Here is a 22,034-nt window from a genome sequence, read left to right as displayed (position 1 = left end):
TCAATTTATGTCGACATTAAATTAGGGCGATTTAGCCTTATAGCTGTTTTTCTAGCTCAAGTAGCTCTAGCCCTGCACGCTTAAGCTCACCGTTATTACCATCTTCTGGGAACGGTAGACTCTTCCCATTTAAGACATAACCTCGGCGTTGATAATAAGACAATAGCTCAGGACGATGGCTTAAGATACTCATGGTAAGACGGGTTTTGGCGGGATTGTCACCGGCTTTTAAATGACGACCGGCGAATGTCTCAGCCGCTTGCAGTATTTGATTGCCAACCCCTTTGCCTTGAAGACTAGGATGTACTGCAAACATGCCGATATAAGCGGTATCTTGCTCTGCTTTTACCTCTACTGCAATACAGCCGAGTATGTTACCCGTTTCGGCACCATCTTTGACCTCTGGAAAAACAAATAAATAGTGGCGTTTGTTGGCAATTACAGACTCAATTTCAGTGGCTGTGGTACGTATACCGCCTATCAAATGCGCTTCATTGGTCCAGCCCACATCATCACGATAGCATTGGTTTAACAAGCTTAGCAGTGACTGAACATCATCAATGGTGGCTTGACGCAAAAAGACATCGGGGCTAGACATGACTGTTTCTCCACAGGGTTAGCAAAATAAGGCATCAAGCTATTAAACCAAAAATTAAGCAGGGAAGTAAACATGTTATTATCCAAGTTATGCCTCCCCATTTTCCGAAATAATCTTATTATTTGAGCCGCTTATGACTTCCTCTAAACCTACGTTACCTGACATTACCTCCGAGCAAATTGCCCAACTTACTGACAGTCAAAACTTAGCACAACCTTACCCTGCCCCTATTTCAAAAGCGAACTTTAAAGGCTCGTCAAGCGACTTTCAGGTCGATGAGCTATTAGAGCTAGCGCTTAGCGGCGAAGGTGAACACTTATGGTTGCTGATTAAAAAAACCGGTATGAATACCAACTTTGTGGCTGAGCAATTGGCAAAGTGGGCTAAAATTCCAAGCCGAGATGTGGGCTACTCTGGATTAAAAGACCGTCAAGCAGTCACGACTCAGTGGTTCAGCTTACGTATTCCAAAAGGTCAATTACCTCAGACCACTTTTGAAGATTTTATTAACGCATCTGCCCTAAAATCTAACGCTGATGCTAACAAACACTCAGGCACTAAAGCACAAGAATCGGTCGAGGTATTACAGCAGGCTTGGCACAGCAAGAAGCTCAATCGCGGGACGCACAAGACCAATCGCTTTGCTATTCGTCTAACCGATATACAACTTAATAGCTTGGTTGCGCAAACAACGTCTCAGGTGGACGAGGTATTAACCCATATTGCCAAAGCGGGCGTGCCCAACTACTTCGGTGAGCAGCGCTTTGGTAGACAGGGTAACAATATTGCCACTGCCTTGGAGTGGTTCGAGCACGGTACCATCCATGGTCGTAACCCACATCCTAAGAAAAGTCGCGACTTACAGTCCCTACTATTGTCTTCTGCACGAAGTGCTATTTTTAATCAAATCGTTTCCGCTCGTGTTGAGCAAGGCAATTGGGATACGGGACTTGCTGGTGAGGTTTTCAATCTAAACGGGTCAGGCTCTGTGTTTGGCACCGAAGCAATGGATGAGGAGCTGCAGCAGCGTTTGATCAGTGGTGACATTCATCCCACTGCGCCGTTATGGGGTCTTAAAAATGACAAAGTTGTAGGTGAGGCTAAAGCGTTAGAAGATAAGATTATTGCACAAAACCCCATCTTACAAAGACTGGCTCAAGGACTTGAGAACAAAGACTTAAAGACCATGCGCCGAGCAGTACGCTTGCCAGTTGATGACTTGCAATGGTCGTGGATTGATGAACAAACTTTGCTGTTAAAGTTTAGCTTACCCACTGGGACTTTTGCCACCAGTGTATTGGCCAACTTAGTCGCGGACTTAACTCAATAACTAAACTTCTGACGGGCTCAGCAAGCTTTCAATAACCAACGTTTGACCTTCGGCTAGGCTTGGCACATCACCCAGCCTACGCCATGGCATGCTGGTACCATGAAAATCGCTGCCCGTCGATACCTGAAGATTGTGCTCTGCAATACTGCGATCCACCATGCGCCGGGTGCTTAATGGCTCGTCATTGCTGGGTAATTCACAGCCATCGCCGCCAAACTCAGCAAACTCAGCAATCAATTTACGTACCCGTGTCGCCGATAAGTTATAACGGGTTGGATGAGCCAAGACTGCTTTACCACCACAGCGATGAATCAAACTAATGGTATCTTCCATGCTTAACGTCTCGATAGGCACATACGCCGCTTTGTTATCTGCCAAGTATTTATCGAAAGCTTTTTGCATCGTGGGCACAATTTCTTTTTCCAGCAACACTTTGGCGATGTGAGCACGGCCTACTGCATCGGCATTGCCCTCCGCTTTATCCAGCACTGCTTGCCACAACTCTGCAAAATCATGACCGGTTAATTCTGCCATTTTTTCAACAATCATACGGCCACGATTACCACGGCTGGTTTGAATGTGGGTTAAAGTATCATTCATCTCATCAAAGTCGGTGAAGCCCAGACCAAGCACATGTATCACTTTATCCTTGGCTTTATTTTTACCGTAGCCACCCGTAAGCGTATGCTGACAGCTAATCTCTACCCCATTAATTAAGTGGATACCCAGACTTTCTGCCGCCTTTTTGGCTTCAGGAATCCCTACCAACGTATCGTGATCAGTTAGAGCGAAAATATCTATATTGGCATCGCTGGCCTTTTGTAATAACTGAGTGGGATTATTACTGCCATCAGAGCAGGTACTGTGACTATGTAAGTCGATACGCTTATAAGATAAGTTTGAAGATTGTGGTGCTGCGGTGCTAGGAGACATAATTTCGGTCTTTATAATGAGAGGGTTTTATAGTTAATATTGTAACGGTTAATCGCCTTAATTTGTCGATAAATTATAAAAGCAATTTTTGTCGGCCTAGTATTAACTATCTACTACTAACTAAAACTAACCACCTTATAGCCCCTTGTTTACCGCTATGTTGTGTCGCCAATGCTTTTTTTTATGGGTAATGGCGTGTAAACTATCGCCACACGTTATTTTACTTACCTTATTCATTTATTATTGTGACTTCTATGAAAGCATTGTTAGATTTTATCCCGTTACTCGCCTTCTTTTATGTGGCAAAAACCCAAGGTGTTTTGGCTGGTGCTGGGGCAATCTTAATCGCCACTGTGGCAGTTGCAGTTATTCATTTAATCAGTCAAAGAGGCCGTCTTACCAAGCAACAGGTAGTCACCTTAGTATTAACCGTTTTATTTTGTGGTTTAACCTTGTTGTTCCATGACGATATTTATTTGAAATGGAAATCAACGGTCATTAATGGGGTATTCGCTGTCGCCTTGTTAGTCAGTGTGTTAATCGGAAAACCTCTATTACAAATGGCCATGAAAAGCGTGTTTACCCTAACCAAATCAGGCTGGAACAAACTCACCTTAGCTTGGATGGGCTACTTTATTATTATGGCCATCTTACAGTACTACTTTGCCTTTTATACCAGCGAACAGACGTGGATTAACTTTAAAAGCTATGGCTGGTTACCTTTCATGTTGGTGTTTATGGTGGGTCAGTTTGTTATACTTAAAAACCATCTTAACCCTGAAATTACTGACAATAAATCACAGAAATAACTTAGCGTTAAACCCAGAGTTAATAGCGGTTTAAACTTGATTTAAAAGCTATCTTTTTATTAGCTATTCTTTTTTATATGAGGCTTACCATGCCATTATTTATGATTATTGGTCACGATGTTGCAAACTCATCAGAGTTGAGACAAGAGATACGCCCTGCTCATGTTGCTCGTCTAAAACAACTTGAAGCTGAAGGCCGTTTGGTTATCGCAGGTCCTAACCCCATTGAACATGGCAAAGAAGCCATGTCAGGCAGTTTGATCGTGGCAGCCTTTGACAGTTTAGAAGCGGTGCAAGAATGGGCCAGCGAGGAGCCTTATCTAAAGGCAGGCGTTTACAGTCACGTGGATATTAAACCCTTTATTAAAACGTTGCCTTCTGCTTAATTAGCCTCTGTTTTATTTGTATTGGAACTCTTAGCCATGCCTGCTCTAAAACTTCTAGCACCACACTGTGTTACACCCTCCAAAGCTCAGTCTGCAGGCTCACGGGTTCGTGCGACTGCATTTGCCCTATCTTGTGCACTGTCAGCCACTTTATTCACCGTCACTGCCTCTGCGGCACCTACGGTGGTGAATAACAACCAGACAGATCAAGCGACGACAGCGCCTCAAGATCCGCAAGTAGCACCGCAGCCGGCCACTCCTTTTAAAGAAATTAACCCGCAAAACCCTACTGAAACCGATGCAGCTAACAATAATCCGGCCAATAATAATCCGGCTCAAGCGCCAAATGCCCTAGAGAACCCAAACAGCTTGGCCAGTGAAATGCAGCCCAGCGATTCTGATCTGTCCGCGGCCAATCAAGAATTACTCAGTCGTAATGCTCAATTACAACGCGATGTGAATGACTTAGAGACCCGAGTGAATGTGTTGATTAATGAGCGCAGTGGTCAGTTATTTATGTACGGTGCAGTAACGATGGCAGTTTCATTATTTTTGGGCGTATTACTGGGCGGCTTTATCTTCAGTAGACGAGATCGCTGGTAATTAGTTGCTGCTAATTATTGCTGATCACTGATAGTTGCTGTTAATGACGGATAAATACTTGCTAGTAATAAGGGCTTAAGCTTTATCAATAGCAAAGCTGCATCAAGTTAAGCCAGCTGTATGGGTTCTAATTGCCTCCATCTTATTATTATTAACGCCCATTATATCTATAGCAATTACATAAGGCTCAATCAAAAAAGAGAGTAAAGCGGTGAGTGAAATAGACAAGGTCAACCCTGCCAAATTATCATGGCGTGAAGATGAGCTGGGCAACTTAGTGCCTGTATCCGAGGTTTTCGGTGATGTCTATTATTCTTTGGCAGACGGTCTGGCAGAGTCTCGCTATGTTTTTTTACAGCAAAACCATCTTCCCGAACGCTTTACGGCTCTTTTCGAGCAATACCTAGCCTCCTTTGATACTGAGAATGGCGACTCTGGTACCTCTTCAGTTATACCCTCAGTATCTTCAAATAGCTTTACCATTGCCGAACTTGGTTTTGGGACAGGTCTTAATATTCTGGCCACTTGGCAGCTGTGGCAACAGACCAAGCAACAAGTATATTCTACTAATTCTATAAAACACAGCGATACAGAGAATGGCTATCAACACCCTCGCCTACACCTGATTAGTACCGAGAAACACCCGTTAACTCTGCAAGACTTAACACGTAGCTTACAAAGCTGGCAGGACAATGATCCCAGTCTAATTCCTTTTATCACTCGTCTATTGGCGTTATACCCCACCTTGGTATCGGGCTGCCATCGCCTGCATTTAGAGGATGATGTTACGTTGGACTTATGGTTGGGGGATGCCACTCAAAGCTTACAGAAGTTAGCCAGTTCTTATAGTTATCTTTCGCATCAGACGCAAGTAGACGCTTGGTATTTAGACGGCTTTGCCCCTTCTTGCAATGAGTCGCTATGGGCGGAGCAAATTTTTGAGCAGGTTCAGCGTTTGTCAAAGCCAGGATCAACGGCAGCGACCTTCAGCTGTGCAGGGGTGGTAAAACGTGGCTTGGAGGGTGCGGGATTTGACATCAAAAAAGTCAAAGGCTTTGGCCGTAAACGTGAAATGCTCACGGCCTCTAAACGTCCTAACATTTTTGAGCCTATTAACCCTAATAACGAGCAGCCTATCACCGGCAGCGATGTAGCCCTTAATCCGAAGCCTTATAAGCAGGTAGCGGTTATTGGAGCAGGTATTTCAGGTCTGATGTCGGCGTGGTCTCTAGCGCAGCGTGGGCTTAAAGTCACTTTAATAGATAAGACTGCTCCTTTAGCAGGGGCTTCTGGCAACCCTAGAGCCTTATTAGCCCCTAAGATGACGCCCATAGCGCATGTGGCAGAGCATTTACATAGTATTGGCTACCTATATAGCCAGCGTCTATATCGACAGCTTGATCAGCGAAATCTGCAACAGCTGGCGTCATCTGACACAGATCAATCCTCTGCCTCGCCCAGCTCTATATTCACCGGTACTGGCACCGTAGATTTACTATTAAAATCCAATGTCGACGTTTCGCAGATTGCTGAATATCCTTCGCAAATGGCCACGACCTTGTCGAATGAGCAAGCCTGCGCAATTACTGGACTTAAACAACAGAACTTAGCTGACAATCTGTATTTACCTCAGGCCGGACTGGTTAATCCAAAAGCCTTGGCCGAGACGATTTTAACTCACCCCAATATTAGCTTTGAGCAAGCGCAGGTAAAACAGATTAAACCTTACGACAGCATAGAAGGTTCAAAGACTAACGCCTCAAGACAATGTGTTCAATTAGAATTTAAGTCAACAGTGAGTGGCGATTATCACCCTAAAGAATTTGATGCAGTGATTATAGCCGCTGCTTTCGACAGTCAAAGTTTAGACGCTAGAATTTTTGAGTTTCGTAGGATTCGAGGTCAACTGTCTTGGTTTCAACCGACTAAAGCCCAGTTAGAGGCGTTACCCAAAGTACCGCTTAAATACGGGGGCTATTGTGCCGCCTTTACCCCTTGTTCACATGATGAGCAGTTAAACCCAGTCTCAGTTGATCGCCCTACTTTCCTGTTGGGAGCCAGCTTCGTTCGTAATGACATGAACACTGAGATTCGTCCCTCTGAGCATCAGGTCAATCGCCATAAATTAATTACTGCCATACCAGAGCTAGAGGGCGTATTGACGACATCTATAAACTCTACCCTTGGAAATGAGGATGAATGTAATCAAGCAAACGATGAAGGCTGGCAAGCAAGGGTGGGTATTCGTGCTCAAACCCCAGACTATCATCCTTTGGTCGGTCAAGTGGATGACGAGGGTCTGATTTGGACTTTAAGTGGCATGGGCTCTAAAGGCTATGCCTTCGCCCCAATCTGCGCTGAAGTGTTAGCAGACATGATGACTGGGCAATATACACCGCTGCCAAGCGTGCTACTAGACAGGCTATCTCCTCATCGTGCCAGCCTGCAAAAACCATTGTCTAAGTAGCTGACTGCTATATATTTTTTATGTGCGATGCATTAACTAAACGGTGCCCTATTATTGACTCAGCAGTGCCAGTGTTTCGCTCACCATCACCATACCGACTACTGAAGTTACTGCTACTGCGGAGCCATAGCCACCGCAGTGCAAGCCGCCAGTTTGGACGCTGCCATCGGCTGACTTATTGACAATCGGTGGCTGCGTCGAATAAACGCACTTGATGCCAAACTTTTCTTTCATCTGCTTATTAATGCCATGCTCATTGCGTAATTTACTACGCAGACGTGCTAGCAGTGGGTCTTGATAAGTATCTTTTAAATCACTAACCGTGATTTGCAGCGGATCGGTCTTGCCGCCTGCCCCACCCGCACAAATCAATTTTAATTTATTAAATCGGCAGTGTAGCGCAATGGCGATCTTCGCTGACATATCATCCGTGCAGTCGAGTATGATGGTAGTCTCACCTTGCTGCTTACTTTGGTTAGCTTGCTGTCGGCTAGGTAACAACTGAGCGACATTTTCAGCGGTCAAGAAATCATCTACTAACGTCAGTTCAAGCTTAGGGTTAATTTGACGGACACGCGTTGCCATTTCCTCGATTTTACTTTTACCAAAGCTACTGTCGAGAGCAGGCAATTGACGATTGACGTTAGAGGCGACCAACACATCCATGTCGATTAGAGTCATTTTGCCAATGGCGGTACGTGCCAGCCCTTCAGCGACCCAAGTACCGACACCGCCCACGCCTATCACTATCACATGTGCCTTCTCAAAATTACTAAAACTTTGCTGGCCATATAAGGTCTGAGTGCCTTTAAAGCGTCGGTCATATTGAGCGTTGTCTACAGTTTGAGATGAGGTCATAAAGCGCTTACTTTTTGTCAAATAATGAGTGAAATAAAAACGAAACTGGTCGCCTATTATAGAGGATATGCCCAATCTACTCTTAAAGCGTCACAACTATTTTGCCACAGCTGTTTGGCTAAGACTTCCTCACTGACGCCCAGTAGTTCACTCAAGCTTTGCAACACAAAGTTCAAATTACCTGGCACATTTCGAGTGGGCTCGTCTCCTTGTTGACAGCAGACAGGCGTCATATCGGGGCAATCTGTCTCTAGTACCAAACATTCTATTCCATAGGTTTCAACAGCAGCAGCAATGGCTCGGCGTAGTTTCTTGGCATTAGTATTGGTAATCTGTCCGGTTACTCCGAGTTTAAATCCGAGTTTTACAAAGGCCTTAGCTTCTTGCTCGCCACCACTGAAGCTGTGGGCAATACCGCCAAGCTTGTGCGCATTGTAGTTATGGCTTTTGAGTATCGCCAAACAGTCGGCATGAGCCTTACGAATGTGCAGCAATACGGGTAGCTGATGCTGAATCGCTAAGTCTAATTGGGCTATAAAAAACCGCTTCTGTTTCGCCACCGACTTATCTGTTTTTAATTCGTCGGTAAAGGTATCAAGTCCAATCTCTCCAATAGCCACATGAGGATAACTTTGTAGAAAGTTTGCCAACTGTGCTAAATCGGCCTCGGTATGTTGGGCGATATAGGCAGGATGAAGCCCTGAAGCAAGATAGACTTTTGGCAGGGCAAGATCGCTTTCAGCTTTTTCTAGCTGCTGCTGTGTCTGCCGCATACGGTCAAAGTATTTGGCCAAATAACCTATCAATAGCAAATGACGCACACCAGAATCATAAGCCGACGTGGCCAAATCAATCCTATCTTCATCAAAGACAAAATCATCAAAATGAGTATGGGTGTCTATCAGCGGATAAGGCATAGCGTTATTTATCACCGGAGGAATCAATATTAGTATAGCTTTGTTGAGTGGGTTGTTCAGATTGTGCAGATTGCTTAGCCTCTTGGTCCGGCGGAGCATTGGATATAGGATCAGAGTTTAAATTTGAATCAGATGAAGTGGGCACCGACTGTTCTGATTGACGACTGCTACGTCTAGGAATTAATAGTAAAGCCAAACCTATAGCACTTAGCTTAATCAATTTGGAGTATTTCATTGTCGTTCCCATTTAGAAAGTAAAAAGTAAGTAGACATTATAAAAATATAGCCCAATGACAGTTATATCAATGGGCTATATGTTTAGAAATATAAAATTTTATTATTCTACATTTACTTATATATGAGATTTAGAACGGGTATATAAGATTTAGAATGGGATATCATCGTCTTTTGGTGTATCAGTCATGCCACCCGCAGGCGTCGTCGTTTGGTTATTAAAAGCAGGAGTCTGCTGTGGCTGTGGTGCAGGCGCACTTGGGGCTTTAGGAGCAAAAGTATTTTGGTTATTGCTTGGCGCTTGGTTACCAAAGTTATTGCCACCTTGTGGGTAGCCGTCTTGATTGCCATAAGACTGACCGCCACCTTGATTACCGCCTTGTGGGTAGCCACCACCTTGGCCTTGACCGCCGAAGTTACCATTTTGTGGAGGCTGACTGCCAAAACCAGTAGGCGTCGTTTGACCCATACCACCGGTTGCACCATCCAACATTTGCATCTGATCAGCACGGATTTCGGTAGTGTAACGGTCTTGACCATTTTGGTCTTGCCATTTACGGGTACGCAAGCTGCCTTCAATGTACACTTTGCTGCCTTTACGCAAATACTGAGCCGCAATTTCACCCAAGCGATTGAATAATGAAATACGATGCCATTCTGTTGCTTCGCGCTTTTCACCGGTTTGCTTGTCAGTCCACTGCTCAGAGGTGGCCACTGAAATATTGGTCACGCTGCCGCCATTACTAAACTGACGAGTCTCAGGATCTGCGCCTAAGTTACCTATGATAATTACTTTATTGATACCACGCATAGTACTTCCTTTTTATAGATTTGTTTAATAATTAATTAATTTAAGCTATCAACTGCTAGTTTTATAGCACATGCCGTCACTGTACCGAAATTTTGATTAAATATCTAGCTTAGTTTCGGTCAGTTGCGACAGTAATTGTCGTGAATTATCGGTAAGTTTTTGTTTATCAAGCTTTAAATAAGCCACGCCATCTTTGGGCATAACCACCACTTCATCCACACCATTTACTGCCATAACCTGTTGCGACCATGCAGAAATATCAGTCTGTTTGGGGATGGCCAATGTGGTACTGGTCAAGTAAGGTGGCTGAGAGATAGGGAAAATTAATAACAGTGCAATTGCCATTACTCCACCCAGTAGCCCCCAAGACAGCATGGCACTTTGGCTTAATAACATACCGCCTAAAGCACCACCAAAGAAAGCCCCTAAAAACTGACTTGAAGAGTTAATCCCCATCGCTGTCGCTTTGTTAGCCACAGGTGCTTTTTTGGAAATCCAAGAGGGAATGGTCGCCTCAAGTAAGTTGAAGCCGATAAAATATAGACCCAGTCCAAACAGCAACACATAGCTTAGCTCACTGCCTAGTGCCAAGCAGGCGAACGCTGCTACTAACAGGCTTAATGCGGCTAAAAACACCTGACGCATTTTTTGCTTTTTCTCAGCAATGATAATAAACGGAATGGCAATACCAAAACCAATAAACAAGAGTGGCAAATACACCATACCCTGCTGACGCACTGTCAAATCTAGCACGTCTGCCAACTGCTGTGGCACGATCACAAAAATGGCGGTCATGGTCAAATGTAGAGCAAAGATACCAATATGCAACCGGTTTAAATCGCCGATACGCAGCACCTCTTTAAGCTGATCCCCTATCGATTGATTGTCCAGATTGTGTCTTAGCACTCTCATCGGTGTCGGCACAAACAATAGCAATAGCATGGCCAACAACGCAAATACTGCTGTTAGCCAAAACAAGCCAGAGATACCGAGACTTGATACCATCATTGGCCCAATGGCAAAGGACAGCATAATTGAGGTAGCGATGGTCAGACCCATGGCGGCCATTGCTTTAGTGCGTTGCTGCTCACGGGTTACGTCAGCCAATAAAGCCATCATTACGCCTGATACCGCACCACTGCCTGCTAGCGCCCGACCAATAATAACTCCGTAAATATCGGTGGCCGTTGCTGCGACTATTCCACCGATGGCAAATAATAGCAGTCCAAAAAATATCATCGGTTTGCGCGGAAATTTATCCGCAGCCATACTCATAGGAATTTGAAATATGGCTTGGCCCAGACCGTAAATACCCACTGCTAGGCCAATTAAAAACGGCGTAGCATGGGCATAATCGTTACCATAAACTGAAAAGACCGGCACTATCATAAATAGGCCGATCATACGAAGTGCAAAAATACCACCTATACCGGCAATGGCTCGCTTTTCGATGCTATTCATATTGCTCCCACATTGGCTACACCCACTTTATATGTTGATCAATTAAGTCACTTTTTGCTGCTCTCAAACAAGGTAAGACGCCTTCGCCATATGCGGCATTAAGGCATCAAGACCCTTTGGGAACTCCATTAATTAGCTAGCGAATCATTTCTTAATGAGTGCGCCATTATAATGGATTACCTGACACTATGGGCAGCAACCTTCAGCTAAAATTTTATTGTGTCATTTCTCATCATATTCAATGCTACGCTGCCTATTATAAACCTTCTTTTTTAACGCTTTTACTTTGTTTTGATTGTCCTTTTAGACCAGTGTTTGCCCTTGAATTATTGACAAATCACACCCATTAATAGTCTAACTAACTTATACATATATTAAACTCACCTCTAATTTAACTTAGCAATAAACTCAGCTATGCTTGATGTCAAAGCAGGTTGTGTCAGGGTACCGTAAGCGGTTATCACTATTGATAATTTACGACACCAGATTTCTCTATCCAAATCTCTTTATATTGACTCAAACCCTGTACTCTAATTTTTGCTAACCCTTTATTTAACTGTTTTGTGAAATCTAAAAGTTAATCGACCTAATAACTGAATAATTTAATAACAAAAGGCTCTATATGGCACACGAACACATTAAGATTCGCGGCGCACGCACCCATAATTTAAAGAATATCGATATTGATATTCCTCGTGATAAATTTGTGGTTATCACCGGTTTGTCAGGGTCAGGTAAGTCCTCTCTTGCCTTTGATACCCTTTATGCTGAAGGCCAACGCCGTTATGTGGAAAGTTTATCGGCTTATGCCCGTCAGTTTTTGTCACAGATGGACAAACCGGAAGTAGACAGCATTGAAGGCTTGTCTCCTGCCATCGCTATTGAGCAAAAATCGACCAACCACAACCCTCGCTCTACGGTTGGTACCATCACTGAGATTTATGACTACCTACGTCTGCTATATGCTCGTGTGGGAACGCCGTACTGTCCTGTGCATGACCTACCCATGGTGGCACAGACCATCACTGAAATGGTCGATGACATCATGGCCTTGCCAGAAGATACCAAGCTAATGATTTTGGCACCAGTCGTCCGTGACCGTAAGGGAGAGCATATTGTTCTGTTAGAGCAATTGGTCGGTCAAGGTTTCGTGCGCGTGCGTGTTGATGGCAACGTTTATGATATGGACGAATTGCCTGCACTTGAGAAGAATAAAAAACACACCATCGAGGTGGTCGTTGACCGCTTCAAGGTGCGCGATGACTTAGGCAACCGTGTCGCTGAAAGTTTAGAAACGGCGCTACGTCTCGGTGGTGATTTGGCTATTTTGCATTATATGGATGGTAACCCTAATCCAGATGCCTCTAATCAAAACAGCGATGACCAAATTCTCTCAGCTAAGCACTCTTGCCCCGTCTGTGATCGTGCGGTGTCCGAGCTAGAGCCTCGTTTATTCAGTTTTAACAACCCTTATGGTGCCTGCCCTGCCTGTGATGGTCTGGGTAAACGCCAGTACTTTGCTGCTGAAAAATTAGTCACCAATCCTGAAAAGTCGCTTAATCAAGGGGCTATCAATGGTTGGGACAAGCGTCATGCCTATTACTTTGGTCTATTGTCTACAGTGGCCAATCACTTCAAAATAGACATGGACTTGCCTTGGCAGGAGATTTCAAAAGAGCACCGTGACATTATTTTAAATGGCTCTGGCAAAGAAAAAATCGAGTTTAACTTTACCGATGAACGTGGCCGTAAAACTAAGAAAACAACGCCATTTGAAGGCGTACTTCCCTATCTTGAGCGCCGTTATGCCAAGACCCAAAGTAACTTTGTACGTGATGAGCTAGCCAAATACTTAGCCGATACCACCTGTAACGTCTGTGATGGTGCTCGTCTAAATGAGATTGCGCGTAACGTTCGTGTTGATGGCCGTGGTATTGCTGACATCGTCCAGTTATCTATCGGCGATGCTGCCAATTACTATGCTGATTTACACATGGGCGGTGCCAAAGGTGAAGTCAGTGACAAGATTTTTAAAGAAATCAACGAACGCTTAAATTTCTTAGTCAGCGTTGGCTTAGACTATCTAAACCTTGCCCGTTCAGCGGAGACCCTATCTGGAGGTGAAGCACAGCGCATTCGTCTTGCCAGCCAAATTGGTGCTGGCCTAATGGGCGTGATGTATGTGCTCGATGAGCCGTCTATCGGTCTGCATCAGCGCGATAATGACCGCTTATTACAGACGCTTGTTCGCTTGCGTGACCTAGGCAATACAGTGTTAGTCGTTGAGCATGATGAAGATGCCATTCGTCAGGCCGATCATGTAATCGATATCGGGGTTGGTGCCGGTGTGCATGGCGGTCATGTTATTGCTGAAGGCACTATGCAAGAAATTATGGATGTTGAGGAATCGCTAACAGGTCAATATTTATCGGGTAAAAGAAAAATTGAGATTCCTAAGACCCGTCATAAAGCCAAAACCATTGATTTAAATAATCCGCCTGAAAGAGCGCGCATTATGCCAATGGGTAAAGCCAAAGCGGCGGCAGCAGCCAAAGCGGCGAAGAATGCTAAGCCCAAAGCGAAAAAAATCGTACCGATGCAAATTGAGCTAAAAGGCGCCAATGGTAATAACTTACAAGATGTGGACTTAACCATTCCTATCGGTACCTTTACCTGTATTACTGGGGTATCAGGCTCGGGTAAATCAACCTTGATTAACCGTACCCTTATGCCTCTAGCAGCTACTCAGTTGAACAATGCTTCAACCTTAGTACCTGATCAATATGAGAGCATTAGTGGTCTTGAGTATCTAGATAAGATGGTCGATATTGACCAAAGCCCTATTGGCCGTACGCCACGCTCAAACCCTGCGACTTATACCGGTGTGTTTACCCCTATCCGTGATTTGTTCGCGCAGACCCAAGAAGCCAAAGCGCGCGGTTATAAAGCGGGTCGATTCAGCTTTAACGTCAAAGGCGGTCGTTGTGAGACTTGTCAGGGTGATGGTCTGATCAAGGTTGAGATGCATTTCTTGCCAGATATGTATGTGCCTTGCGACAGCTGTCATGGCAAACGCTATAACCGTGAGACGCTGGAGATTCATTACAAAGGCAAGAGCATCGCTGAAGTATTAGAGATGACTGTGGAAGATGCGACTGAATTCTTCTCAGCAATTCCACCGATTCACCGTCGTCTTGAAGCGCTGATGGATGTTGGCTTAAGCTATATCCGTCTAGGTCAGTCTGCCCCTACTTTATCAGGAGGTGAGGCGCAACGGGTTAAGCTGGCTCGTGAGCTTGCCAAACGTGATACCGGTCAGACCTTATATATCTTGGATGAGCCAACCACTGGTCTGCATTTCCATGATATTTATAAGTTGCTTAATATCCTTCACGCCTTACGTGATAAGGGCAATACCATCGTGGTCATCGAACACAATTTAGATGTGATTAAGACTGCCGACTGGATTATTGATTTAGGCCCTGAAGGCGGTAAAAATGGTGGTCTAATTATCGCTGAAGGTACGCCTGAGGAAGTGGCAGACAACGAAGCTTCGTTTACCGGTCATTTCTTAAAGCCTATGCTTGAGAAAGCTTCGTAGATTATTTTAAAACTTTTAAGTTTGAAAAAGGCCGTCCTTATTGGGATGGCCTTTTTTATAGGCTTAGAAGATTCCTTTAGTCATGTTAGATTATAATCATACTCAATAATAAATATGAGGTAACCATGTCATCAAAACCAACCACCAAAATATTCGACGTAATTGTTATCGGCGGTGGCCAAGCAGGATTAGCAGTTGGCTACTACCTAAGACGCGCCAAGCTCGATTTTATTATTCTTGATAATCAACCTCGAAGTGGCGGAGCATGGCAAAACTTTTGGCCGTCATTACGACTGTTCTCGCCAGCCTCAGTAAGCTCACTTCCGGGTAGAATGATGACCTCCGCTAAAGACGATAGCAGTCCCTATCTAGACGACGTTTTAAGCTATTTTGATAACTACGAAAAGCATTACAAATTGCCTATCTACCGCCCTTTTGAGGTACAAAGCGTAGAGCGTGATGATGAAAACGACTGCTTACGAGTCAGCGACGGTAAATTTACGTGGCTTGCGAGAGCCGTTGTAAGTGCAACCGGGATTTGGAGTAATCCTTATATTCCAGAGATTGAAGGACGCCAAGATTTCCAGGGTGAACAAATCCACTCCGCCCACTATTCCGGACCAGAAGCTTATCAAAACAAACGAGTCTTGGTGGTCGGTGCTGGTAACTCAGGAGCACAAATCTTTGCAGAATTGGTTGAAGTCACTGATGCCAGTTGGGTGACCCGTGAGCCGCCACAATTTCTTCCCGATGACGTCGATGGTCGTGTTCTTTTTGAAAGAGCCACACAGCGTATTAAGAATGACGCCAGTTATGATACCCAAGATGAGAGTAATACAGAAAGTTCGGACACGCCCAAAGGCAATATCGTAATGATGCCACCAGTTAAAGAGGCGCGAGATAAAGGATTACTAACCACAAAGCCTATGTTTAATCACTTAACTGAGCAAGGTGTGCTTTGGTCTGATGGTGAAGAAGAATCAATAGATGCGATTATTTGGTGTACAGGCTTTAATCCTGAGCTTGAGCATTTAGCGCCATTGGGTGTAATTGAAGACGATGGCAAAGTATTAACCGAACAGGGGCAATCTGTTAAACAGCCTCGTCTGTGGTTATTTGGCTACGGCGACTGGGTTAGCCCTGCTTCAGCCACCATTATCGGTGCTGGGCGTAGCGCTCGAGAGAATGTACCGGCTTTGGTTGAGTTTTTGAAGGAAGATTCTTAGGTTGGCATAGAGCTTGTGAAAATAACGAATAATTCTATTTTACCAAGGGCTTACCAGCCAACTAGGAACTTACTAATATAACCTTTCTCATAAGCTATAATTATACTTCCATCTTCTCCTAATAAAATATCGCAAATCTCGGCGCTCTCTTTAAGCCTTACAGCCGAGCATTCTTCACCAGTATGTCTATTAATAATAGACAGGTTTTTATTAGAGTTAGCAAAAACAAGATAATCTTTATATAGTTTCAGCTGACTCTCAATCTCACCATCAGATTTGAACACCCAAAGCAGTTTTGTCTCAATATTATATTGATCAAGATAAATGCACTCATAAGCATAAATACTACCTGAATGATCGCTAAAATAAATATTTTCTTCGTTAGTGGTTATATACCTAATTGCACTGTCTAAAGCATCAGTTTGAGTACGCAACTGCTTTATAAGCCTACCGTTATGTTTATGATAAAAATTTATTAAACCATGGCCTGATGCTAATATTAAGTCCTTAAATTTTTCAGCCTTCAACAAATAAGTAGAAGCCTCTTTAACCTTCCAAATTAAAGAGCCTGTATTCAAGTCCAAACACCTTAAGTAATTCTCAGTACATTGGTAAACCTGCCCCGCGGATATTAAGGGTGTATAGGAGTGACCATCAGTATCGAACTCCCATTCAATTTTAAAGTCTTTTAAATCTATACAAGTCGTCTGTGTTGAGCCCTGAATACCTCCTGTCACAATTTTATTATCAACAATAACTGAAGGAAAACCACATCTGTTAACATTCAAATCAATTGCTTTAATTAATTGACCTTCTAATAAATCAATCTCTTCAACTCTCCCATTCATACATACACTTACGATATTATTGGAAATAGGTGATTTCATGATTTTATTAATAATAAAGTCATAATCATATGTCCATTTCTCTTCAAAAGTACAAATATCCAAGCAAATTATTCTACTATTACTCGTATCTCCTTTATCAAAGATAAAAGCTGAATATAAATTGTCGCCGATAATTATTTGATTTCTTGGTGATATTCTACGTTTATCTTTTAATTTATATTCTTTTAACTTCTTAATTTTCATCCCTAAACCCTATTAATATTTAAATAAACTCACGTCTAACATCCATAATCCTTGCCTCAACCACCCGCTGAATTTTATCCTCAATCTGACTAAACTCGGACTCAATTTCACGTTTAGACAATCCCACTACCACAAACGTCCATTCACTGGCGTCATGACGATTACGCTCGCCACTTTCACTAACTGCTACTGCAGGATTACGCCCAAAGCGCTCATGCAATCCGCCCATTCGCATCCGCTTTTCTTTTAGCGAGCCACAACCAGGCAATGAGAATGTCAAAGTTAAAATACCTATGTGCATAGCTGTCTCCTTTTTAAGTGAGTGTTTTGATATATTAGCCTTAGACTTCTACTATAAAGTGATAGAACATGAGTATTAAATTACTCCAAAAAAAAATAAGGACAGATTATGCTGACAGGTAAATGCTTGTGTGGGGATATTGAATTTGCATGTGACATTGACACCAATCCTTTGAAAATATATCAATGCCATTGTACGTTATGCAAAAAGCAGTCAGGCTCAAGCTCTAATTCGGCCACCATTATTCCAACAACTGATTTCAAATGGATTAAAAACGACACAATAAAAAGTTGGCAAAAAAAGACCGGCTTTAGCTCACACTTTTGTGCTAACTGTGGCGGCCCTGTGCCTAATTTATTTACCCCTTCACCCAATGAGCAATACTACTGGATTCCTGTTGGGTTGCTTGATATCGATGGACATACGGATAACGTAAAAGTGGTGGCTAACTTTTGCTTAAACTCAAAATCCAGTTGGCATCAAATTGACTCAGAGGCTGAAAATTTTGCGGAATTACCTGAGTTTAAAAAGTTACTAGAGCTTCTATCATGAATATTGCCTAACTCACCTATTGATGACCACTCAGCTATCCTCTAGTCAATAACCACCCTCCAGCCATGCCCATAAATGACGCCCCAACTCGATTGAATATCTGTCGTGACTTGGGGCTTTTTAATTGCTTTTGAGCGTACCCTGCTATAAAAGCATAGCTCATCATGGTCACAACCGCACAAACAAATATAACCCCGCATAATATGCCAATATCAAGGCCTGTTAAGTTTGCAACTGGAAAGAAACTAGGCAGTAAACTGACATAAAATAGAATAACTTTAGGATTACTAATCGAAATTAGGAAGCCTGAAGTCATACTTTTAATGCCCTGTTTTCTATCACCTTTAGTCACTGATAAGGTTCCGGAAGATTCAGTTTCAATGGCCGGAGGCATAGTAACCCACATCTTATACGCCAAATAAAACAGATAGCCTGCACCCGCAAATTTAATAGCCGTAAACAAGATATTAAAGTTAGTCGCTAAAGCACTAAGTCCATAAGCCGAAAAAACCATATAAATGGTATCGCCGGCGGCAAGACCAATGGCTAATGGTAATACCGCCCAACTCCCTTGACTCATAGCTTTAGCAATAGTGGCAAAAACACCAGGACCCGGTGTTAACATAAATAGGGTTACCGCAAAAATAAAAGTAAATAGCTGAATAAAGGTAATGGTCACAGTGTGTTTAAACCTTAGGTAATTTAGTAGACAGAAGTAGTTTATACCACTACTACAACTACCCGCACACAATTATTAGATAATTTTTTAACTCGTCTTCTCTAAAGAAATTCGTCAAATTACTGCCTCCTTTTTCGTAAGCAGAATTAGGGTAGATTCATCTATTAACACCCCAAAAATATTGCCAAATCTATCCTAATTTTGAATATATTGTAATTGTTAGGTAATAACTAATCGCTAAAGATTGTAAAACAGAGCGTGAACCTCAAATAGGATAGCTGATGGGCGATAAACTTTATTTATTATCGAAAACCCCTCTATAAAATCATAAAAATTCCCGAGGATAACTATGTCATTACTAGAAGATTTAAACTGGCGTCATGCGGTAAAAGCATTTAAACCAAATGAAAAAGTAAGCCAAGAAAATATTGATAAAATTGTTGAAGCAGCCAGATTGGCACCGACTTCTTCAGGTCTACAACCCTTCCGCTTATTGGTTGTTGAAGACCAAGACATTAAAAATAAACTGGTCAAAGGGGCGTTAAACCCTGAGTGTATGCAAGAGTGCTCACACGTACTTATCTTTGCCGGTTGGAAAGACTATAGCGAGCAGAAGATTGATGAGGTCTATGACATGACCACGGACAAACGCGGCTTACCTCGTGGTCGTTTTAACAGCTATACCGATCAGCTAAAAGCCTATGTGGGCAGCAAAAGTGCTGAAGAGAACTTTGAGCACATCGCCAGACAAGCCTATATTGCAATGGGCTTAGCACTAGCTCAAGCCGCTGAGTTGAAAGTTGATAGTTGCCCTGCGGAAGGGTTTAGCACTGATTTGGTTGATGAGGTCCTTGAGCTTGATAAATTGGGTTTAAAGAGTATCGCCCTAATTTATGTCGGTGTGGCTGACCCTGAGCGCGACTGGGTAGGCTCTATGGCTAAAGTGCGTCTGCCAACAGAAGACTTTGTCATTAACTACTAAGTCTTAATTAGACTGTATAGAACTTAGTTCTCACATATTTTTTTAATATAATTGTTTTAATATAACAAGGCCATTCGTTAAGAGTGGCCTTTTTTGGTTATTATCTACTGTAAAGCTCAAGTCTTAACTTTTTATTGATAAACAAACCTCTCGACAGAGCAGATAAGGTAAAATGCCGGCTTGATTAAATAGTCTTAACATTTATTATTTAAATTTATATACTCTCGCCTTTAATACTTATCTCCAAAGGAATGTCTATGACGGCATCACACTCTCCGCGACCTACCAAACAGTCATTACCCTCAGATCAACTAGATGCAGACGCAACCATAAAAGACAGTCCCAAAGACTTAGCGACTACTTACGTTAAAGGTATCGCTATGGGAGCGGCCGATATTGTCCCTGGCGTATCTGGTGGCACTATCGCTTTGATTGCGGGTATTTATGAACGTTTAATCAACGCCATCGGTAGCATTGGCCCCGACTTATGGAAAGTGTATCGCCAGCAAGGTGGCATTAAAGGACTGCTGGACATTTGGCGTCATGTTGATGCGACATTTTTATTGGTTTTAGTATTGGGCATTGCCACCAGCTTTGCCACTTTATCTGGGTTTATTAAGAACCTACTAGATAATCAACCCTTATTAATTTGGTCTTTCTTCTTCGGTTTGGTCGTTGCGACCGTGGTGATTTTACTGAGCGAGATCAAACGCTGGAATATAGCACGGGCCGCACTATTCATTGTCGGTATTATAGCGGCAGTTACTATCAGTAACCTGCCTCCGCTTACCACTGAGCCAAGCTTAACCTATATCTTTTTCTCAGGCGCACTGGCCATTTGCGCCATGATTTTACCGGGTATCTCTGGTTCATTTATCTTATTGCTACTGGGTGTATATGACCGAGTATTAGAGGCGGTTCATAGCTTTAACTTCCCTATTATTTTCACTTTAATGGGCGGTATGATCACCGGTTTACTGCTATTTACCCGGGCGCTTAAATGGCTACTATCGCATTACTATCAGGGTACCTTAGCGCTATTGACTGGATTTATTGCCGGCTCGTTGGTCAAAGTTTGGCCGTGGAAGGTAGATGAGCTTGGTACTCTGGCGGGCGACGCCATAAATAACGTTGCCCCTTGGCACTATCCTAGTGGTGCTCAGTGGTTCACCACTATCGGCTTAATGGTACTAGGGGCTGTTTTAGTCTCCGCCTTATCTTGGTGGGGCAATAAAACCAAACCTATTGATGGTTAACTGAGATAAACTCATTCATAACATTGAGTTTTAGATGATTGATATCTCTCTCGGATTCGACAGCCCATTTATCCGTTATTTAACCCGTTATCAGTTATTTAATCCATCGATATGACTACCCTCTTACTTAATACTTGTATGTACTCATGACTAAAATTAGCTACGCTCAGCAGCAACACATTACTCGACTATGTGTACGCTGTGGTCTACTGCTCATGCAATACGGAGCAGAGTCTGCGGTGGTAGTTGACCTATCTAAACGTCTGGGAGTAGCACTAGGGGTTAATAGCGTAGAATGTGCCCTTAATTTTAATGCGTTAACTCTGACTACGCTGTTAAACGGACGCTGTATCACCACCACGAGGGACACAATCAATCAAAGCATCAACGTCAATTTGCTGGTACAAATTCAACAAATTGTCAGTAAAGCAGAAGACGCATCATCCCCCAATGAAGCGTTAATCGAAGAGACAGAAAAGGCGTTTGATGAGCTAGATAAGTCTGTTTATCCGTCTTGGGTGGTGAGTTTGTTTGTGGGCGGCTCTTGTGCCGCTTTTGCCTATCTTAATGGTGGCAATTGGTCTATCACTGCCATAACTTTTATGGCCGGCATGGTGGCTATGTTGACCCGTATCTACTTGTCCAAACATCACTTCAACCCCTTTATTACCGTCATTGTTACCGCATTTATTGCATCGTTAATTGGGGCGACGAGTTATTATTATGATATTGGCAATAATGCAGATATTGCGGTCGCCTCTAGTGTGTTACTTCTAGTGCCAAGCTTCCCGCTTATTAACTCATTATCCGACATTCTGAAGGGCTATATTAATATTGGGCTTGGCCGAGCAGTGTATGCCTATATGCTGACCTTGTCTTCTTGCGTCGGTATTGTCATAGCGCTTATATTGTTAAGAATTCAACACTGGGGGTTTTAAG

At 43.2% G+C, this 22,034-nt stretch carries 21 protein-coding genes; 11 read left to right on the top strand and 10 right to left on the bottom strand.

The annotated features are described in order from the left end of the window. Nucleotides 1-37: 37 nt before the first annotated feature. Complete coding sequence (locus tag LK453_RS06705; RefSeq protein WP_007395667.1) at nucleotides 38-598, bottom strand: GNAT family N-acetyltransferase; 561 nt, start codon at nucleotides 596-598, stop codon at nucleotides 38-40. A 133-nt stretch (nucleotides 599-731) separates the two neighbouring features. On the opposite strand from LK453_RS06705, the gene truD reads away from it, so the two are divergent. Continuing rightward, nucleotides 732-1,928: a tRNA pseudouridine(13) synthase TruD gene (truD, locus tag LK453_RS06700; RefSeq protein WP_201534566.1), complete on the top strand. Its 1,197-nt coding sequence runs from the start codon at nucleotides 732-734 to the stop codon at nucleotides 1,926-1,928. Here the strand turns inward: truD and LK453_RS06695 are convergent, their stop codons facing one another. After that, a complete protein-coding gene (locus LK453_RS06695; protein WP_007395669.1) occupies nucleotides 1,929-2,861 on the bottom strand; it encodes a PHP domain-containing protein in 933 nt (310 codons plus the stop codon). It lies immediately after the preceding gene. 254 nt (nucleotides 2,862-3,115) lie between these two features. Between LK453_RS06695 and ispZ the strand changes: the two genes are divergently transcribed. From ispZ to mnmD, 4 genes are all read left to right on the top strand, one after another. Beyond that, on the top strand, nucleotides 3,116-3,670 hold the full coding sequence (gene ispZ, locus LK453_RS06690; protein WP_007395670.1) for a septation protein IspZ: 555 nt from the start codon (nucleotides 3,116-3,118) through the stop codon (nucleotides 3,668-3,670). A gap of 89 nt (nucleotides 3,671-3,759) precedes the next feature. Continuing rightward, nucleotides 3,760-4,056 carry a YciI family protein gene (locus LK453_RS06685; RefSeq protein WP_044298382.1) on the top strand — a complete coding sequence of 99 codons (297 nt, stop codon included), beginning with the start codon at nucleotides 3,760-3,762 and terminating at the stop codon, nucleotides 4,054-4,056. Nucleotides 4,057-4,092: 36 nt separating this feature from the next. After that, complete coding sequence (locus LK453_RS06680) at nucleotides 4,093-4,659, top strand: hypothetical protein (protein ID WP_007395672.1); 567 nt, start codon at nucleotides 4,093-4,095, stop codon at nucleotides 4,657-4,659. 220 nt (nucleotides 4,660-4,879) lie between these two features. Further along, on the top strand, nucleotides 4,880-7,126 hold the full coding sequence (gene mnmD, locus LK453_RS06675; RefSeq protein WP_044298526.1) for a tRNA (5-methylaminomethyl-2-thiouridine)(34)-methyltransferase MnmD: 2,247 nt from the start codon (nucleotides 4,880-4,882) through the stop codon (nucleotides 7,124-7,126). 51 nt (nucleotides 7,127-7,177) lie between these two features. Here the strand turns inward: mnmD and LK453_RS06670 are convergent, their stop codons facing one another. The 5 genes from LK453_RS06670 to LK453_RS06650 form a co-directional block, all read right to left on the bottom strand. Next, complete coding sequence (locus tag LK453_RS06670; protein ID WP_007395676.1) at nucleotides 7,178-7,984, bottom strand: tRNA threonylcarbamoyladenosine dehydratase; 807 nt, start codon at nucleotides 7,982-7,984, stop codon at nucleotides 7,178-7,180. A 56-nt stretch (nucleotides 7,985-8,040) separates the two neighbouring features. Next, on the bottom strand, nucleotides 8,041-8,901 hold the full coding sequence (locus LK453_RS06665; RefSeq protein ID WP_201534638.1) for a TatD family hydrolase: 861 nt from the start codon (nucleotides 8,899-8,901) through the stop codon (nucleotides 8,041-8,043). Nucleotides 8,902-8,905: 4 nt separating this feature from the next. After that, nucleotides 8,906-9,136 carry a hypothetical protein gene (locus LK453_RS06660; RefSeq protein WP_201541754.1) on the bottom strand — a complete coding sequence of 77 codons (231 nt, stop codon included), beginning with the start codon at nucleotides 9,134-9,136 and terminating at the stop codon, nucleotides 8,906-8,908. A gap of 150 nt (nucleotides 9,137-9,286) precedes the next feature. Beyond that, the gene (gene ssb / locus LK453_RS06655; protein WP_007395679.1) at nucleotides 9,287-9,946 is read right to left on the bottom strand and encodes a single-stranded DNA-binding protein; all 660 of its coding nucleotides are present in this window, start codon (nucleotides 9,944-9,946) and stop codon (nucleotides 9,287-9,289) included. 96 nt (nucleotides 9,947-10,042) lie between these two features. Beyond that, nucleotides 10,043-11,407: an MFS transporter gene (locus LK453_RS06650; RefSeq protein ID WP_201534563.1), complete on the bottom strand. Its 1,365-nt coding sequence runs from the start codon at nucleotides 11,405-11,407 to the stop codon at nucleotides 10,043-10,045. A 622-nt stretch (nucleotides 11,408-12,029) separates the two neighbouring features. On the opposite strand from LK453_RS06650, the gene uvrA reads away from it, so the two are divergent. Together uvrA and LK453_RS06640 are read left to right on the top strand one after the other, a co-directional pair. After that, complete coding sequence (uvrA, locus tag LK453_RS06645; protein ID WP_007395681.1) at nucleotides 12,030-15,008, top strand: excinuclease ABC subunit UvrA; 2,979 nt, start codon at nucleotides 12,030-12,032, stop codon at nucleotides 15,006-15,008. Nucleotides 15,009-15,133: 125 nt separating this feature from the next. Next, the gene (locus LK453_RS06640; RefSeq protein ID WP_007395682.1) at nucleotides 15,134-16,234 is read left to right on the top strand and encodes an ArsO family NAD(P)H-dependent flavin-containing monooxygenase; all 1,101 of its coding nucleotides are present in this window, start codon (nucleotides 15,134-15,136) and stop codon (nucleotides 16,232-16,234) included. Nucleotides 16,235-16,284: 50 nt separating this feature from the next. Here the strand turns inward: LK453_RS06640 and LK453_RS06635 are convergent, their stop codons facing one another. Then, complete coding sequence (locus LK453_RS06635) at nucleotides 16,285-17,325, bottom strand: outer membrane protein assembly factor BamB family protein (RefSeq protein WP_007395683.1); 1,041 nt, start codon at nucleotides 17,323-17,325, stop codon at nucleotides 16,285-16,287. Nucleotides 17,326-17,344: 19 nt separating this feature from the next. Next, on the bottom strand, nucleotides 17,345-17,626 hold the full coding sequence (locus LK453_RS06630) for a DUF503 domain-containing protein (protein WP_007395684.1): 282 nt from the start codon (nucleotides 17,624-17,626) through the stop codon (nucleotides 17,345-17,347). Nucleotides 17,627-17,734: 108 nt separating this feature from the next. Here LK453_RS06630 and LK453_RS06625 point away from each other — a divergent pair, with 108 nt between their 5' ends. Next, the gene (locus tag LK453_RS06625) at nucleotides 17,735-18,178 is read left to right on the top strand and encodes a GFA family protein (protein WP_007395685.1); all 444 of its coding nucleotides are present in this window, start codon (nucleotides 17,735-17,737) and stop codon (nucleotides 18,176-18,178) included. 34 nt (nucleotides 18,179-18,212) lie between these two features. On the opposite strand, the gene LK453_RS06620 is transcribed toward LK453_RS06625, so the two are convergent. Further along, the gene (locus LK453_RS06620) at nucleotides 18,213-18,857 is read right to left on the bottom strand and encodes a LysE family translocator (protein WP_007395686.1); all 645 of its coding nucleotides are present in this window, start codon (nucleotides 18,855-18,857) and stop codon (nucleotides 18,213-18,215) included. A 349-nt stretch (nucleotides 18,858-19,206) separates the two neighbouring features. Here LK453_RS06620 and LK453_RS06615 point away from each other — a divergent pair, with 349 nt between their 5' ends. The 3 genes from LK453_RS06615 to LK453_RS06605 all read left to right on the top strand — a co-directional run bounded on the left by LK453_RS06615 (nucleotide 19,207) and on the right by LK453_RS06605 (nucleotide 22,033). Beyond that, the gene (locus tag LK453_RS06615; protein WP_007395687.1) at nucleotides 19,207-19,839 is read left to right on the top strand and encodes a nitroreductase family protein; all 633 of its coding nucleotides are present in this window, start codon (nucleotides 19,207-19,209) and stop codon (nucleotides 19,837-19,839) included. A 257-nt stretch (nucleotides 19,840-20,096) separates the two neighbouring features. After that, nucleotides 20,097-21,095, top strand: a complete 999-nt coding sequence (locus LK453_RS06610; protein ID WP_007395688.1) for a DUF368 domain-containing protein — start codon at nucleotides 20,097-20,099, stop codon at nucleotides 21,093-21,095. 146 nt (nucleotides 21,096-21,241) lie between these two features. After that, nucleotides 21,242-22,033: a threonine/serine exporter family protein gene (locus LK453_RS06605; RefSeq protein ID WP_007395689.1), complete on the top strand. Its 792-nt coding sequence runs from the start codon at nucleotides 21,242-21,244 to the stop codon at nucleotides 22,031-22,033. The last annotated feature ends 1 nt before the right edge of the window (nucleotide 22,034 follow it).

Origin of the sequence: Psychrobacter sanguinis, assembly GCF_020736705.1 — a bacterium.
GTDB classification, from domain to species: domain Bacteria; phylum Pseudomonadota; class Gammaproteobacteria; order Pseudomonadales; family Moraxellaceae; genus Psychrobacter; species Psychrobacter sanguinis.
This window is presented reverse-complemented; position numbering and strand designations above follow the sequence as displayed.